The organism is Arthrobacter sp. BK1 (assembly GCF_056680055.1).
This window is the reverse complement of the sequence record NZ_CM155263.1, coordinates 4,457,314-4,472,220: the sequence shown is the minus strand read 5'-3', so window position 1 is coordinate 4,472,220 and position 14,907 is coordinate 4,457,314. Positions and strand designations below refer to the sequence as shown.

At 65.4% G+C, this 14,907-nt stretch carries 16 protein-coding genes; 8 read left to right on the top strand and 8 right to left on the bottom strand.

The genetic code is table 11. From position 1 onward, the window contains the following. Positions 1 to 50 precede the first annotated feature (50 nt). Positions 51 to 1,649: an ABC-F family ATP-binding cassette domain-containing protein gene (locus AC1MCA_RS20525; RefSeq protein WP_108599562.1), complete on the top strand. Its 1,599-nt coding sequence runs from the start codon at positions 51 to 53 to the stop codon at positions 1,647 to 1,649. Positions 1,650 to 1,803: 154 nt separating this feature from the next. Here AC1MCA_RS20525 and AC1MCA_RS20520 read toward each other — a convergent pair whose 3' ends face one another. Genes AC1MCA_RS20520 through AC1MCA_RS20505 form a run of 4 tightly spaced genes read right to left on the bottom strand, consistent with a single transcriptional unit; the run spans position 1,804 to position 3,884 of the window. After that, positions 1,804 to 2,256 carry a YbaK/EbsC family protein gene (locus AC1MCA_RS20520; RefSeq protein ID WP_479800180.1) on the bottom strand — a complete coding sequence of 151 codons (453 nt, stop codon included), beginning with the start codon at positions 2,254 to 2,256 and terminating at the stop codon, positions 1,804 to 1,806. A gap of 30 nt (positions 2,257 to 2,286) precedes the next feature. Next, complete coding sequence (locus AC1MCA_RS20515; protein ID WP_479800179.1) at positions 2,287 to 3,171, bottom strand: SURF1 family cytochrome oxidase biogenesis protein; 885 nt, start codon at positions 3,169 to 3,171, stop codon at positions 2,287 to 2,289. Next, entirely contained in the window at positions 3,172 to 3,447 is a 276-nt protein-coding gene (locus AC1MCA_RS20510; RefSeq protein ID WP_479800178.1) for a hypothetical protein, read from the bottom strand. It lies immediately after the preceding gene. Next, complete coding sequence (locus AC1MCA_RS20505) at positions 3,444 to 3,884, bottom strand: DUF3099 domain-containing protein (protein ID WP_181365191.1); 441 nt, start codon at positions 3,882 to 3,884, stop codon at positions 3,444 to 3,446. The genes AC1MCA_RS20510 and AC1MCA_RS20505 overlap by 4 nt, the downstream gene beginning before the upstream one ends. 143 nt (positions 3,885 to 4,027) lie before the next feature. On the opposite strand from AC1MCA_RS20505, the gene fabG reads away from it, so the two are divergent. Further along, positions 4,028 to 4,753 (top strand): 3-oxoacyl-ACP reductase FabG, encoded by a 726-nt coding sequence (gene fabG, locus AC1MCA_RS20500; protein ID WP_108599558.1) that lies wholly within the window; start codon positions 4,028 to 4,030, stop codon positions 4,751 to 4,753. 10 nt (positions 4,754 to 4,763) lie between these two features. On the opposite strand, the gene AC1MCA_RS20495 is transcribed toward fabG, so the two are convergent. Then, on the bottom strand, positions 4,764 to 5,141 hold the full coding sequence (locus AC1MCA_RS20495; RefSeq protein WP_479800177.1) for a DUF5655 domain-containing protein: 378 nt from the start codon (positions 5,139 to 5,141) through the stop codon (positions 4,764 to 4,766). Positions 5,142 to 5,343: 202 nt separating this feature from the next. Here AC1MCA_RS20495 and AC1MCA_RS20490 point away from each other — a divergent pair, with 202 nt between their 5' ends. After that, the gene (locus AC1MCA_RS20490) at positions 5,344 to 6,096 is read left to right on the top strand and encodes an SDR family oxidoreductase (protein WP_479800176.1); all 753 of its coding nucleotides are present in this window, start codon (positions 5,344 to 5,346) and stop codon (positions 6,094 to 6,096) included. 92 nt (positions 6,097 to 6,188) lie between these two features. On the opposite strand, the gene serB is transcribed toward AC1MCA_RS20490, so the two are convergent. Then, positions 6,189 to 7,082: a phosphoserine phosphatase SerB gene (gene serB / locus AC1MCA_RS20485; protein ID WP_479800175.1), complete on the bottom strand. Its 894-nt coding sequence runs from the start codon at positions 7,080 to 7,082 to the stop codon at positions 6,189 to 6,191. Positions 7,083 to 7,217: 135 nt separating this feature from the next. On the opposite strand from serB, the gene AC1MCA_RS20480 reads away from it, so the two are divergent. The 5 genes from AC1MCA_RS20480 to lplAB all read left to right on the top strand — a co-directional run bounded on the left by AC1MCA_RS20480 (position 7,218) and on the right by lplAB (position 11,207). Next, positions 7,218 to 8,003 carry an ABC transporter ATP-binding protein gene (locus AC1MCA_RS20480; RefSeq protein ID WP_479800174.1) on the top strand — a complete coding sequence of 262 codons (786 nt, stop codon included), beginning with the start codon at positions 7,218 to 7,220 and terminating at the stop codon, positions 8,001 to 8,003. A 22-nt stretch (positions 8,004 to 8,025) separates the two neighbouring features. Continuing rightward, complete coding sequence (locus AC1MCA_RS20475; protein ID WP_479800173.1) at positions 8,026 to 8,811, top strand: sulfite exporter TauE/SafE family protein; 786 nt, start codon at positions 8,026 to 8,028, stop codon at positions 8,809 to 8,811. A 7-nt stretch (positions 8,812 to 8,818) separates the two neighbouring features. Then, positions 8,819 to 9,643, top strand: coding sequence for a TrmH family RNA methyltransferase (locus tag AC1MCA_RS20470; protein WP_479800172.1), 825 nt, complete (start codon positions 8,819 to 8,821; stop codon positions 9,641 to 9,643). A 102-nt stretch (positions 9,644 to 9,745) separates the two neighbouring features. After that, positions 9,746 to 10,003, top strand: coding sequence for a type B 50S ribosomal protein L31 (locus AC1MCA_RS20465; protein WP_024365679.1), 258 nt, complete (start codon positions 9,746 to 9,748; stop codon positions 10,001 to 10,003). Between the two features lie 109 nt (positions 10,004 to 10,112). Beyond that, positions 10,113 to 11,207, top strand: coding sequence for a lipoate-protein ligase LplAB (gene lplAB / locus AC1MCA_RS20460; RefSeq protein WP_479800171.1), 1,095 nt, complete (start codon positions 10,113 to 10,115; stop codon positions 11,205 to 11,207). A 9-nt stretch (positions 11,208 to 11,216) separates the two neighbouring features. Here lplAB and pepN read toward each other — a convergent pair whose 3' ends face one another. Together pepN and AC1MCA_RS20450 are read right to left on the bottom strand one after the other, a co-directional pair. Beyond that, positions 11,217 to 13,829 (bottom strand): aminopeptidase N, encoded by a 2,613-nt coding sequence (pepN, locus tag AC1MCA_RS20455; RefSeq protein WP_479800170.1) that lies wholly within the window; start codon positions 13,827 to 13,829, stop codon positions 11,217 to 11,219. Between the two features lie 67 nt (positions 13,830 to 13,896). Continuing rightward, entirely contained in the window at positions 13,897 to 14,895 is a 999-nt protein-coding gene (locus tag AC1MCA_RS20450; protein ID WP_479800169.1) for a YeiH family protein, read from the bottom strand. Positions 14,896 to 14,907: the final 12 nt, after the last annotated feature.

The window sequence follows — 14,907 nt, the reverse complement described above, 5'->3', positions numbered from 1 at the left end:
GGACATCTGTTGAGCTGTGGCGTTCCCTGTTGTGAAAGGCCTTACCTGCTGTGATTACTGTCCAGGATCTTGAACTGCGCGCCGGTGCCCGGCTCCTTATGGACCAGGTGAGTTTCCGCATCGACAAGGGAGACAAGATCGGGCTTGTGGGCCGCAACGGTGCAGGTAAGACCACCCTGACACGGGTTCTCGCCGGCGAAGGCCTGCCGGCCGCCGGAAAAGTGACGCGCACGGGTGAGATCGGATACCTTCCCCAGGATCCGCGCACCCCGGACATGGAGCAGCTCGCCCGTGACCGCATCCTGGCCGCCCGTGGCCTCGACATCGCCGTCGGAAAGCTCCGGCTGGCCCACGATGAGATGGCCAGCGAGGACGCAGATGTCCAGCGCAAGGCGATGAACCGTTACGACCGCCTGGAATCCGAATTCCTGGCTGCCGGCGGTTACGCAGCGGAAGCCGAAGCAGCCGCGATCTGCTCCAACCTTGCGCTGCCGGACCGCATCCTGAACCAGCCGCTCAAGACCCTCTCCGGTGGCCAGCGCCGCCGTGTTGAGCTGGCCCGGATCCTTTACTCGGACGCCGAGACCATGCTGCTCGATGAGCCCACGAACCACCTTGATGCCGACTCGATCGCCTGGCTTCGGGACTTCCTCAAGAACCACCAGGGCGGGCTGATTGTGATCAGCCACGATACCGAGCTCCTCGAAGCCACCGTCAACAAGGTCTTCCTGCTGGACGCCAACCGCGCCCAGATCGACTTCTACAACATGGACTGGAAGCGCTACCTGCTCCAGCGCGAAACCGACGAGCGCGCCCGCAAGCGTGAACGTGCCAACGCCGAGAAGAAGGCCCAGGTCCTGTTTGACCAGGCCAACAAGATGCGCGCCAAGGCCACCAAGGCCGTCGCCGCGCAGAACATGGCCAAGCGTGCCGAGCGCCTGCTCAGCGGCCTCGAAGCAGTCCGCGAGAACGACCGCGTGGCAGCCCTCCGGTTCCCGGACCCGTCGCCCTGCGGCAAGACCCCGCTCACCGCCGAGGGCCTCAGCAAGTCGTACGGCTCGCTGGAGATCTTCACGGACGTCGATCTCGCCATCGACCGCGGATCCAAGGTGGTCATCCTTGGCCTCAACGGCGCCGGCAAAACCACCCTCCTGCGGATGCTTGCCGGAGTGGACAAGCCGGACACCGGTGACGTTATTGCCGGGCACGGCCTCAAGGTCGGCTACTACGCCCAGGAGCACGACACCCTCGACGTGGACCGCACTGTCCTCGAAAACATGCGCTCCTCCGCTCCGGACATGCAGGATTCCGAAGTCCGCGGCATTCTCGGTTCTTTCCTGTTCTCCGGTGACGACGTCGACAAGCCTGCCGGCGTACTCTCCGGCGGCGAGAAGACCCGCCTGGCCCTGGCCACCATCGTGGCCTCCAGCGCCAACGTGCTCCTCCTCGATGAGCCCACCAACAACCTGGACCCGGCCAGCCGCGCCGAAATCCTCGGCGCGCTCAGGAACTACTCCGGCGCCGTCGTCCTGGTCAGCCACGACGAAGGGGCCGTCGAAGCCCTGAACCCTGAGCGCGTTGTCCTGCTGCCGGACGGTGTCGAGGACCTGTGGAACGAAGACTACCTGGACCTGATCACGCTGGCTTAGGCCTCGTACCGCTTGTTGGCTTGCGCCGACTCGGGGTCGCCTTCCGCTCCGCACCGCGCTCGAGTTGCCGCGTGCTCGCTCGTTCCTCGCTGAGACGCACGCTACGCAAATCCACCGCGTCGCTGCGCTGGCGGTCCCCGCACCCTGGGCAGAGCTAGCGGACGGTCAGTTCCTCTGCGTCCGTGATTCTGAGCAGGTCTTTGTAGGTGATGCTGAACATCGAGTTGTGGTCTCCGGCTCCTGCCCACAGGAGTTGGTGCGCTGCGAGGGACTTGTCCAGGAGCGTCCTGATCCTGTGGGGGTGGCCCAGGGGTGCCACTCCGCCCACTTCCTGGCCGGTGTGGTGCAGCACGAAAGTGGGGGTGGCCCGGCGAATCTTCCCGGTCCGCAAATGGGCGGCCACGAGTTCGGTGTCCACCTTTGCTGCGCCGCTCGCGAGGATCAGCAGCGGGGCACCATCAAGTTCGAACACCAGGCTGTTGGTGATGGCCGCAACGTCGCAACCCAGGGCGGCAGCCGCGGCAGCCGCCGTCGGGACTTTTGTGGTGAATACTTTTACGGTGTCCTGGACACCGGAAGCGGTCAGGGCGCGTTTCACATTGGCCACCGGTGCGGCCTTATCCGGACTGCCCACCGGTCAGTACCCCTGGGCGTCGAGGAGGGCGTCTTCCTCTTCTTCGGCTGTGGCGTGTTTCCGCTTGCGGGCAACCGGCGGACGACGGCGGGCCGCTGCGGCCGCAGAGTGAACGGCGCTGCCGGAACTGACCTCGTCCCCTTCTTCATCTTCGGCGTCGATCGCAGCGTTCCGCGCCTGCTGCCGTGCGGCGTAACCGAAACCGACGAACATCAGTACACCAAACGCAAACCACTGCAGCGAGTAGGACAGGTGCGTCCCTTCTTCCGTGGCCGGCTTCGGGAACGGGAACGGCATCTGGGCTGCGGCCGGCGTCTCGGAAGCGAGCTGCCCGTAGGCACCCGTGAGGACGGGATAGCCCAGTCCGGCCGCGTAGGTGGGCAGGTCGATGGACGCGAGCTGGCCCGCGGGGGCACCCCGGTCCAATTGGGGCTCACCGTGCTTGAGCCGGACGACGGCGATCACGGTGCCGTCAGGGGGCGCCGGAATTGAGTCCGGGCTGCCTGGGTTTTTGTTGCCGATGGGGAGCCAGCCCCGGTCAACCACGACGGTCTCGCCGGTCTCAAGGGTGAATGGGACAACCACTTCGTAGCCGGGCTGCCCGTTCAAGGGACGGTTGCGGACGATTCGTTGACCGGCGACGTCATAGCTTCCCCGGAGTTCAACCTGGGTCCATTCCTTGGCTGGGTCCAGTTCGGAGAACTCATCCCGGACCTGCTCGAAGGGGATCGGGGCAGCAGAGTAGTTGGTGACCACCCGGTTGATTTCTGCGAGGGTCTCGGCACGGCGGTCCATTTGCCAACGCCCGAGGAAAACGCAGGCGGCGGCGAAAATGGCGGCCAGCAGCAGGTAGGCGAGCCATTTGCTGGAAAACAGGAAACGGTACATTCAGCTGTCCTGCCCGCTGTTGATCCGGCCGGCTTCCTGGCCCCGGTCCATAGCCACAGTGTCCTTCCACAGGCCGCGGGTCTGGAGGTAATCTTCCAGCCAATCGCGGTGGTCGTCACAGGCAAGCCAGATCTTACGGCGCTCGGGAGTGTGGATCTTGGGATTGTTCCACAGCAACTGCCAGGACGCATCCGAGCGGCAGGCCTTCCGGGAGCAGGTGGCACCCATGACCGGCGCCGCACTGTCTGTTCCGCCGGCCAGATCGAAGATGTTCATGAAGCGCGCCGTTCCTGTCCGTATGTGGGTTCGTCGTCATCATCATCAACTATCAGTTCGCCCTGAAGCACCGTGGAGGCGGTGCTCTCCTGGGCAGGAGGCTCGGGTGTGCTTTCCAGTTCCGCGAGCGGGGCGGAGTCCAGGAGTGAATCGCTGTGGCCCTCTGCTTTATCGTTCCCGTTGGCAAGAACCACAGCGACCCAAGGGAGGAAAACCGCGCCGGCCACCATGAGGAGCTTGAACCAGCCGTCCACCACAAAGATCAGGATGAGGCAGACCATGCGGATGCCCATCGCCAGGGAGTACTGCATCATCCGGTGGCGCATGTCCTCCGAGTGGGCTGCGGATGCGTCCGTGATGCTGTGCACCCCGGAATCGCCGGAGAACCGTTCAGGATCTCCGGGCACGGAATGTCCCGCATGGTTTTCAAGGGTCACGGCTGTCTGATCACGCTCCAAGGCTTGCCTCAATTCTCTCACCATCGGCGGGCCCGCCCAAACGGAGGCTAAGATCGGAGGCAGTAAAAATCCCTTGCGTTTTCCATCGCGGTGCCACCTGCCGCAGAATCACGGAGCCCCTTATGCCTGAAGCAGCCCAGACCCCCCGCAGCGTCCTGATCACCGGAGGGAACCGGGGCATCGGGCTGGCCATCGCCGAGGCCTTCCTGGCCAACGGCGACAAGGTTGCCGTGACCTACCGCAGTGAATCCCGGTTGCCTGCCGGAATCCTCGGCGTCAAAGCCGATGTCACCGACGAAGCCTCGGTGGATGCGGCATTCACCGAGGTGGAGGCTGCCCACGGGCCGGTGGAGGTCCTGGTGGCCAACGCCGGGATCACCAAGGACATGCTCCTGCTGCGCATGCGCGAAGAAGACTTCACCTCCGTCATCGACACCAACCTCACAGGTGCCTTCCGGGTCATCAAGCGCGCTTCCAAGGGCATGATCAAGATGCGGAAGGGCCGTGTGGTGCTGATTTCGTCCGTCTCCGGACAGTACGGCGCACCCGGCCAGATCAACTACTCCGCATCCAAGGCCGGCCTGGTGGGCATCGCACGGTCACTGACCCGGGAACTCGGATCGCGCGGCATCACCGCCAACGTGGTGGCTCCTGGCTTCATCAACACTGACATGACGGCCGAACTTCCCGAGGCCACACAGAAGGACTACCTTGCCAGCATTCCGGCCAACCGGTTCGCCGAGGCTTCGGAAGTAGCGAACGTGGTCCGCTGGATCGCCAGCGACGAGGCAGGCTACATCTCCGGCGCCATCATCCCGGTGGACGGCGGCCTGGGCATGGGCCACTGACGGACCTTCCTCAGGAAGCGGCTTCGAACGCCTCCCGGAGCCACTCAATGACCTCGGCATCGACGTCGTCGGCGGTGGCAAGTTCCAGGTGGTGCATCCACACGCCGCGGGCCGGATGGACCACTTCCTTGAACCGGACCGATTCGATCCGCCGGGGCAGCGCGATGGAGAGGACAGCCGGCACCTCGGTTTTCAGGTGCTGGCGGGGATTCCAGACATAGGCGAAGCCGCGCCTGTTCCGGAACGCCACCTGGCTGGTGGTGGTGCGTTCCACCGCCGGGCCGGCACTGAGAATGGCGCTCCGGACAACCTGGCAGAGCTGAAGTCCCTCGCGCGAATTGCTGAACAGCTCTTCCGGGGTGGACGGGGTTCCGGCCCTGCCCGTCATGGCCCGGGCCTTGCCGGTTTTCGGCGGCTCGTCATGGGGCGAGCCTACGCCGCGGGGCGTCTACCGGATACCCGGAATCGGACAGGACACTAGCCGGACCGGGCTTCTTTGTGGGGGTCACACAAGCAAATTCGCGTACAGCGCTGGCATGATGGACTGCAGACCTAGAGGCTTTTAGACGTTTCGAACAAAAGGAGTACACATGGGACTGCTGGATAACAAGACCGCCATCGTCACCGGATCCTCACGGGGAATCGGCGCAGAAGTGGCCAAGAACCTCGCTGCCGAGGGTGCTGCCGTCGTGGTTAACTACCGCCAGAAGGCGCCGCGCGCCAACAAAGTCGTGGCAGGAATCGAAGCCGCGGGCGGCCGCGCCGTCGCTGTCGGTGCAGACCTCACCACCCAGGAAGGCGTCCAGGCCCTGGCCAGCGCCGCCATGGAGAACTTCGGTTCGCTGGACGTCCTGGTCCTCAATGCCTCCGGCGGCATGGAATCAGGCATGGCGGACGATTACGCGCTCAAGCTGAACCGTGACGCGCAGGTCAACATGCTCAACGCAGCAGTGCCGCTGATGAAGGAGGGCTCCCGCGTGGTCTTCGTGACCAGCCACCAGGCTCACTTCATCAACTCCGTGCCCACCATGCCCGAGTACGAGCCTGTGGCCCGCAGCAAGCGCGCCGGCGAGGACGCCCTGCGTGAGCTCCTGCCGAACCTCGCCGAAAAGGGCATCTCCCTGGTGGTTGTGTCCGGCGACATGATCGAAGGAACTGTAACGGCAACGCTGCTGGACCGGTCAAACCCGGGCGCCATCGAGGCCCGCCGCGCCGAGGCAGGCAAGCTCTACTCCGTGGAGGAGTTCGCTGAGGTAGTGGCCGGTATGGCCACCGCCGACGTCGAGTCCGGCCACACCGAGTACGCCGGCGGCTCGGACTACTTCGGCAAGAGCGCCCAGTAACTCTTCCGTCAACAAGGAAGGCACTCCACGGTGAACATCACCGTGGAGTGCCTTCCCTGCGTTAACGCGGCCCACCCGCGCGGCGAGTGGGTTCAGACGCCCGCGATGTGCCGCACTGCATCAAGGTAGGGCATGTTGATGGCCGAGTCCGCGACCGCCCGGACCGCGGGCTTTGCGTTGAACGCCACCCCGATCCCGGCAGCGCTGAGCATGTCCAGATCGTTGGCGCCGTCGCCCACGGCAATGGTGTGTTCCATCGGGATTCCTTCGGCCGCGGCCCACTCGCGGAGGTACTTTTCCTTGGCGGCACGGTCAATGACGTCGCCGAGCACTTTGCCGGTGAGGGCGCCGTCCACGATCTCCAGTTCGTTGGCAATCCAGTAATCCAGGCCCAGGCTCTCGGCGATCGGCTGCAGGATCTGGTTGAACCCGCCCGACACCACGGCAACAGCATGGCCTGCGGCCTTGAACGCTGCCACCAGTTCGGCAGCGCCTTCGCTGAGTTTGACCTCGGCCCGCACGGAATCGACGACGTCGGCCGGCAGCCCGGCGAGGACCGCCACCCGGGCGTGCAGGCTCTGGGCGAAGTCCAGTTCCCCGCGCATGGCGGCTTCAGTGACAGCGGCAACCTCTTCCCGCTTGCCCGCGTATGCGGCCAGGAGTTCGATGACTTCCTGCTGGATCAGCGTTGAGTCGACGTCCATGATCAGGAACTTGCGGGTTGCCTTCCGCAATCCGGCGGGGACAATCGCCGTGTCGATTCCGTCCTGCCGGTGCTGGGCTACGGTGTGCCGCAGTGCAGGGATGCCGGCGGCCGACGTGTCCGGCAGGGCCAGGTCCGCGGTGTGGACGTCGTAACGGCCGTCTCCGGCCTGGGTTTCTGCCTGAAGGGCTGCGCCGTGTCCGGTGAGGAGGGACCGCAGCTGTTCGAGCTCTGCGGGGATCAGTTTGAGGCCATAGCTGACCGCAGTCACGTTCGAAGTCATGGCTGCAATCTTAGCCAGCGGGGGAGTGCCGCCGGAATTCGTCCATCTGCAGGAAACGCACCGGAGGCGCCCTGGAGGGGCAGAAAGGTGTATCAGTTATCAGTCGGCCCCCGTTTTGTCCTAGTGTCTACTCCTATGAGTGATGTTCTTGAATTGGCCGCCGTCAGCGTTGTCCGTGGGGCAAAAACGCTCCTGAACAAGGTGGATTGGCAGGTCAAGGAAGGCGAGCGTTGGGTAATCCTCGGTCCCAACGGCGCGGGCAAGACCACTCTCCTGCAGATTGCTGCTGCCCGGCTGCATCCCACCAGCGGCATGGCCGGCATCCTGGAGGAAATCCTCGGCGCGGTGGACGTGTTTGAACTCCGTCCCCGCATCGGACTCTCCTCAGCTGCCCTGGCGAACCAGATTCCGGAGCACGAGAAAGTCCTGAACGTTGTGGTCACTGCCGCCTATGGCGTGACCGGCCGCTGGCGTGAGGGCTACGAGAAGGCGGACGAACGCCGGGCCTTCACACTCCTTAACGAATGGGGCATGGGACCACTGCTCAACCGGCCCTTTGCCTCGCTCTCGGAGGGGGAACGCAAGCGGGTGCAGATTGCCAGGGCCCTGATGACTGATCCGGAACTCCTCCTGCTGGACGAGCCGGGCGCCGGCCTGGACCTGGGCGGCCGCGAGGACCTGGTCCACCGCCTCAGCGAGCTCGCCCGGGACGAAGCCGCCCCGGCCATTGTGCTGGTCACCCACCACCTCGAAGAAGTGCCGCCGGGCTTCACCCACGCCATGTTGCTGCGGGAGGCAAACGTTGTGGCTGCAGGACCCATCGATGAGGTCCTGACGGCCGCAAACCTGAGCGAGACGTTCGGGCTTGACCTTGATGTCACGGTAAACGCCGGCAGGTACACCGCCGCCGCGCGCCGCTAGAGCGCCACCCCGAACCATTACCTTGGATCTTCTCGGCAGTATCTTTGTGCTCTTCGCCGGCCTGTGGGCCGGAACCATCAACGCCGTCGTCGGCTCCGGCACCCTCGTTACCTTCCCTGTCCTCCTCGCGCTCGGCCTCACACCCGTCGTCGCCACCATGAGTAACGCCATGGGCCTGGTGGCCGGCGGCGCCTCGGGGGCCTGGGGCTACCGGCGGGAACTTAAGGGCAGGGGCAGGCAGCTGCTCAGGCTCCTGCCGGCGTCGCTCCTGGGCGGCATCACCGGCGCATTCCTGCTGCTGAACCTGCCGGAGACGGTGTTCCACTTCGTCGCTCCGGTCCTGCTGGTCCTGGCGCTGCTGATGGTGGTGTTCCAGCCGCGGCTGCAGGCGTGGGTCCGCGACCGCGAAGCGAATCCAGAGCACGCAGTGCGTGACAAAAGGCATGGCGTCCTGCTGCTGGTACTGGTTTACCTTGCCGGGATCTACGGGGGCTACTTCGTGGCTGCCCAGGGAATCCTGCTGGTGGGCATCCTGGGCATTTTCCTGACGGGCACCATCCAGAACGCCAACGCCATGAAGAACATCCTGGTTCTGGGCGTGAATCTCGTAGCAGCCTTCTCGTACCTGCTCTTCGCGTTCGACCGGATCAACTGGCTGGTGGTGCTCCTGATCGCCGTCAGCTCAACCGTAGGCGGACTCCTGGGTGCGAAGGTGGGGCGGCGGCTGTCCCCGCCGGTGCTGCGCACCGTCATCTTTATTCTGGGACTGGTGGCGCTGGGCTTTATGATCGCCAACCTGCTGGAATAATCTGCCCGTGACAATCCACTACCTCGAATCCGCCGCGGACCCGCGCGTCTCCGACTACACCCAGCTGACCGATGTGCATCTGCGCAAGCTGCGGGAACCGGCGGAGGGCATGTACATCGCTGAGTCCTCCCGCGTGCTGCGCCGTGCACTGGCGGCCGGACACCAGCCGCGATCCTTCTTCCTCGCGGAAAAATGGCTGGCAGACCTGCAGGATGTCCTGGCCGCCTATCCGGACGTCCCGGCGTTCATCGGAACAGCCGCCCTGCTGGAGGAGATCACCGGATTCCACCTCCACCGCGGGGCAATGGCAGCCATGCAGCGGCCCGCTCCACTGCCCCTGGACGAGCTTCTGGCAGGTGCCCGCAGGGTGGCGGTCCTGGAGGACATTGTGGATCACACCAATGTGGGCGCGATTTTCCGCTCGGCCGCTGCCCTGGACATTGATGCCGTGCTGATCTCGCCGCGCTGCGGTGATCCGCTGTACCGCCGCAGCGTCCGCGTCAGCATGGGAACGGTATTCCAGGTTCCCTGGGCGAGGCTGGAAAGCTGGCCGCAGGACCTGTCAGTGCTCCAGGGTCAGGGCTTCACTGTGGCGGCGCTGGAACTGACCGGGGACGCCGTTAACGTCGATGAACTCGCCGCCCGGAATCCTGGCAAACTCGCCCTGGTGCTTGGCACCGAAGGTGCCGGCATGAGCGCCGCGACGCTCGCCGCCGTCGACCTGGCCGTCAAGATCCCCATGCGCGCCGGCGTCGACTCCCTCAATGTGGCAGCCGCCTCTGCAGTGGCGTTCTGGGAGCTCCGGCCGCGTGGTTCGCAGGGTTCACGTTGATCGGCTATTATTAACAGCTGGCTCTACTGCGCCTTCTGCAGCGGCCATCCCATTCATACCTGGCAGCTGGCAAAATCCAGTTGTGCGAACAAAGGTCCAATTATGAAGTCTGATACACACCCGAAGTACGAAGCTGTTGTTTTCAACGACCTGGCTTCCGGCGTCAAGTTCCTGACCAAGTCCACCGTGTCTTCGAAGAAGACCATCGAGTGGGAAGACGGAAACACCTACCCGGTCATTGACGTCGAAATCTCCTCCGAGTCCCACCCGTTCTACACGGGCAAGCAGCGCATCATGGACTCTGCAGGCCGCGTCGAGCGCTTCAACGCTCGCTTCAAGGGCTTCGGCGGCAAGAAGTAATTCACTTCACCCCCTGGTTCTTTGGAAAGCCCGCACCGGCAACGGTGCGGGCTTTTTGCGTGTTGCGGACATTTCCGCACCCTCCGCAAAGTGCGGCAGGATGGAACGCATGACTGACACGCCACACACGGATGAAGAGCGCACCGCCGCACGCCTGCATGGCGAGTACAAGGTCCCGGGCGGCAAGCTCGTGGTGGTTGACCTCGGCGTCGAGGATGGTGTGCTCGTGGACGTGTCGGTCAGCGGGGACTTCTTCCTGGAACCGGACGAGGCGCTCCTGGACATCAACCGTGCGCTCACCGGACTTCCGGAAACCACGACGGCGGCGGATCTCTCGGCGGTCGTGACCGCCTCGCTCCCTCCCGGCGCTGCCCTGTTCGGCTTTTCGGCCGACGCCATCGCCGTGACGGTGCGGCGCGCCCTCGCCAAGGCGACAACCTGGGCGGACCATCACTGGAACATCATCGCGCCCGCGGTGCTGCCCACAGCCGTCAACGTGGCTCTGGATGAGGTCCTCACCGAAGAGGTGGGAGCAGGCCGCCGCAACCCGACGCTGCGGTTCTGGGACTGGGAGGAACCGTCAGTGGTGATCGGCAGCTTCCAGTCCGTCCGTAATGAGGTCGATCCCGACGGCGTTGCCCGGCACGGCATCAGTGTGGTCCGCCGGATCAGCGGCGGGGGAGCGATGTTCATGGAGGCCGGCAACTGCATCACCTACTCGCTCTACCTGCCGCAGACGCTGGTGGACGGGATCAGTTTCGCGGACTCCTACGCCTTCCTGGATGCGTGGGTGATGGCCGCGCTGGAGAAACTCGGGATCACTGCCTTCTATGTTCCCCTCAACGACATCGCCACGGACCAGGGCAAGATCGGCGGCGCCGCGCAGAAGCGCCTGGCCAACGGAGGCATGTTGCACCACGTCACCATGAGCTACGACATCGACGCCGACAAGATGGTAGAAGTGCTCCGCATCGGCAAGGAGAAGCTCTCGGACAAAGGGACCCGCAGCGCCAAGAAGCGCGTCGATCCCCTCCGCCGGCAAACAGGGCTCGCCCGCACGGAGATCATCGCGGCCATGATGGAGGTCTTCACCGAACGGTACGCCGCCACCCCATCCGAACTGACCAGCGAAGAGTTGGGGGAAGCCCGCCGCCGCGTCGGAGCCAAGTTCGGCACCCGGGAGTGGCTCAACCGGATCCCGTAGCGGGCGGGTTCACTGCCGGGCTTGGGCCTTGAGTTCGCGCAGCAGGTGGCTGCGCTGCTCTACGACGATCCGCCGAAGGGCCGCGGGCGCGTCAGCGTTGGGAGCGAGCCACCCGTCAGTTCGGAGCACCACCGGCTGCTGCTCAGGCCGCATACCGGCTGAAAGGTCCTGGGCGTGCGGATACAGTCCTTGGACAATCCGGCTCGAGATCTCGATGCTCCGGTTGTCCCAGATGTCGCGGAGGCAGTCGAAGTACGGCTCAACGTAGGGTTCCAGGAGCCCGGCGGGTGCCGTTGTGAAGCCGGCGATCGTGGCGCTGAGGATCTGGTTCGAAAGCCCCGTCCCTAGTACCGCTGCTTCCCACACGGCAGCCTTCACGTCGGCGTCCGGACGGGCGGCAGCAGCGGTCGCATGCCCGGCCTTGCCGGAGGCCGTCCTGTCGCGTTCCAATTCGGCATCCAGCTCCGCGGGGGTTGCCTGGCCGTTGGCCGCCAGCGCATGCCAGAGGGTCCAGCGCAGTTCCGCATCCACCGCCAGGCCCGCAACCTGTTCCGTGCCGTCCAGGAGTCCCTTGAGCCGGGGGAGGAGCGCGGCGTCCTGACGGCTGACAGATGCCAGCGTCCGCGCCCACGCAAGCTGGTGGTCCGAGCCCGGCGCCGCCGAGTGCAACTGCGCGTCCACAGCAGCCAGGAAGCCACTACGCACGGTGTCCCGCTGGGCCGTGGGCGTGAAGCGTTCGATGGCGGTGCCGGCGTTTTCGAGGATGTTCAGCAGCACGCCGATCCCGGTCTCGGCCGGTCCGAAGGACTGGACGGCGTCCACGTATCGTGCCGCCGGGCTTTCGGCATCCCGGGCGGAGTTCCAGAGGGCGGTCCAGACCAGCGCCCGGGCCATGGGATCGGTGATCCGGTCCAACGATTCCAGCGCTGTCGCCTCGGACGCCGGATCCAGCCGGGCCTTGGCGTAGGTAAGGTCGTCGTCATTCAGCAGCAGGAGGGCCGGCCGGGGCTGGCCGGTGAGCCCGGCCAGGGGTGTCCGTGCACCGGTGACGTCGGTTTCCACGCTTCCGGTCCGGACCAGGGCACCGTGTGGATTGAAGTTGTACAGGCCTACGCGCAGCCTGTGCGGCCGCAGCTCCTCACGTCCCGTGACGGGGTCCACAGCCTCCTGGACTATGGCCACGGCGCCGAGGACGCCGTCGTGCGTGTCCGCTTCCACGGACAGCGTGGAGATTCCCGAGGTCTGCAGCCAGGGTGCAGCCCAGGCGGCGAGGTCGCGGCCGGAAGCCGCGCTGAGGGCCTTCAGGAGGTCCGCGAGGGTGGTGTTGCCGTAGGCGTGGTCCCGGAAGTACTCGCGGGAGCCGGCGATGAACGCTTCGAAACCCACATAGGCCACCAGCTGTTTGAGCACGGCGGCACCCTTGGCATAGGTGATGCCGTCAAAGTTCTGCTTCGCGGCCTCAAGGTCGGGGACGTCGGCGACTATGGGGTGGGTGGTCGGCAGCTGGTCCTGGACGTAGGCCCAGGCCTTGCGCTTGTTCGCGAAATTCACCCAGGCGGTCTCCCAGTCCGTGGCGCGGTCAACGCCCAGGGTGCCCATGTAGTCGGCAAACGATTCCTTGAGCCACAGATCGTCCCACCACTGCATGGTGACGAGGTCGCCAAACCACATGTGGGCCATCTCGTGCATGAGGGTGTTCGCGCGTCCCTGGTACTGCGAGTCGGTGGCCCGGGAGGTGAACACGTAGCTTTCGGTGAAAGTGACCAGGCCAGGGTTTTCCATCGCACCAAGGTTGTATTCGGGCACGAACGCCTGATCGTACTTGCCCCACGGGTAGGGGAAGTCGAAAAGGCGGTTGAAGAAGTCCAGCCCGCTCCTGGTGAGGCGGAACAGCTCGGCAGGGTCGAAGGACTCCGCCATGGAGGCCCGGCAATAGAGCGCCAGCGGCACCTCCAGCGCTGTGCCGTCGTCGAGCGTTCCGCTCCAGTGATCCTGGGCCTTGAAGTAGGGTCCGGCCAGTACGGTAGTGATGTACGTGGACATGGGCCGGGTGGGGGCGAAGTCCCAGCGGCTCGTGGCGGGGTCGCTGGTCAGCTGCGTCCGGGCGGCCTCAACCCCGTTGGACGCCACCTCCCAGTCCGACGGCGCCATGACATGGAAGGTGAACTCGGCTTTGAGGTCGGGCTGCTCGAAGTTCGCGAACACCCGCCGCGCATCGGCGGGCTCGTACTGCGTGTACAGGTAGCACCGTCCATCGGCCGGGTCCACGAAACGGTGCATGCCCTCGCCGGAACGGCTGTAGAGCGCGGTCCCTGTGACGGTGACCTGGTTCTCTGCCTCCAGGTTGTCCAGCCGGATCCGGGAACCGTCCACCACGTCGGCCACCGGCAGGCCCTTGCCGTTCAGGAACACGCTGTGCACGTCGCCGGCAATGAAGTCCAGGAACGTGGACGTTCCCGGTCCGGTCCTGGCGGCGGAGAAGTTGATGACACTGCGGCTGGTGTAGCCGGCCACGCCGGGATCCGCAGCCTGGCGCACGTCCAGGGACACATCGTAGCTGTGGGTGGTGATCAGGGCTGAACGGTGAGCAGCTTCACTTCGCTGCAGATTCTCATGTGACACTCCGCTATCTAATCACGCGCCGCCGCGGGCCGTTCACGGCCCGTGATTCGCCACCGGCAGGCAGGCCTTACGCGGTCATCAGCAGCGCCGCTGCCAGGCCAAGCAGCGCGATCAGGAGCCACGCCGCCAGCGCAGCGGAGAGGGCGCGGGCGCCGGTGTGCAGCAGGGTACGGACCCGCACTGCGGACCCCAGTCCGAACAGCGCCGCTCCCAGAAAAATGTCCTGAAACCCGGTGCCCGTATCGAGCCATGCCTCTGACAGCCAGCCCGTGGACCTCAGCACCACCATGCCCACAAACCCGAGGACGAACAGGGGCACCACCGGAGGAAGGGACTGCTGCCCGGAACTGTTGGCACGGTGGTGCAGGCCCGCGACGGCCACCACCGGTGCCAGCAGCAGGACACGCGTGAGCTTGACGACGACGGCGAGTCCCAGCGCCGCGGTGCCGGCAGTTTGTGCGGTGGCCACCACCTGGCCGACGTCGTGAACGGACGCTCCGGTCCAGGCGCCGAACGTGAGCGGGTCCAGGCGCAGCGGCTGCATGAGCAACGGCAGCAGCCCGATCGCCAGCGTGCCGCACAGCGTCACCAGCGCCACCGGCAGCACGGTGTCGGCATGCTTGATGCGGCGCACTGCCGCCATGGCACCGATGGCGGACGCCCCGCAGATCGAAAAGCCGGTAGCCACCAGGAGGGCGGTGTCCCGGGGCAGCCGGAAAAGCCGCACCAGGAGATATGTTCCGCCGAAGCTCGACAAGACAACCCCGCAGATGAGCAGCATGGCCGGCCATCCCAGGCCAAGAATGTCCTGGATGCTCACCTTAAGGCCCAGCAGGACAATGCCGGCCCGCATGAAGTGCTTTCCAGCGAAGTCGAGGCCGGGCCGCGCCCGCCCGGCAATCCACACCGCTGTGCCGGGCAGGTTTGCGACGAGCAGGCCAAGGGCAACCGCAACGGTCATCGCGGGCAGCGCGGGGACCAGGGTATGCACAGCGAAGGCCACGGCCAGGGCGGGAGCGGCAGTGACCAGGCCCGGCAGCAGCCTGCTGCGGCTCATCTCGGGCATTGATCCACCTTG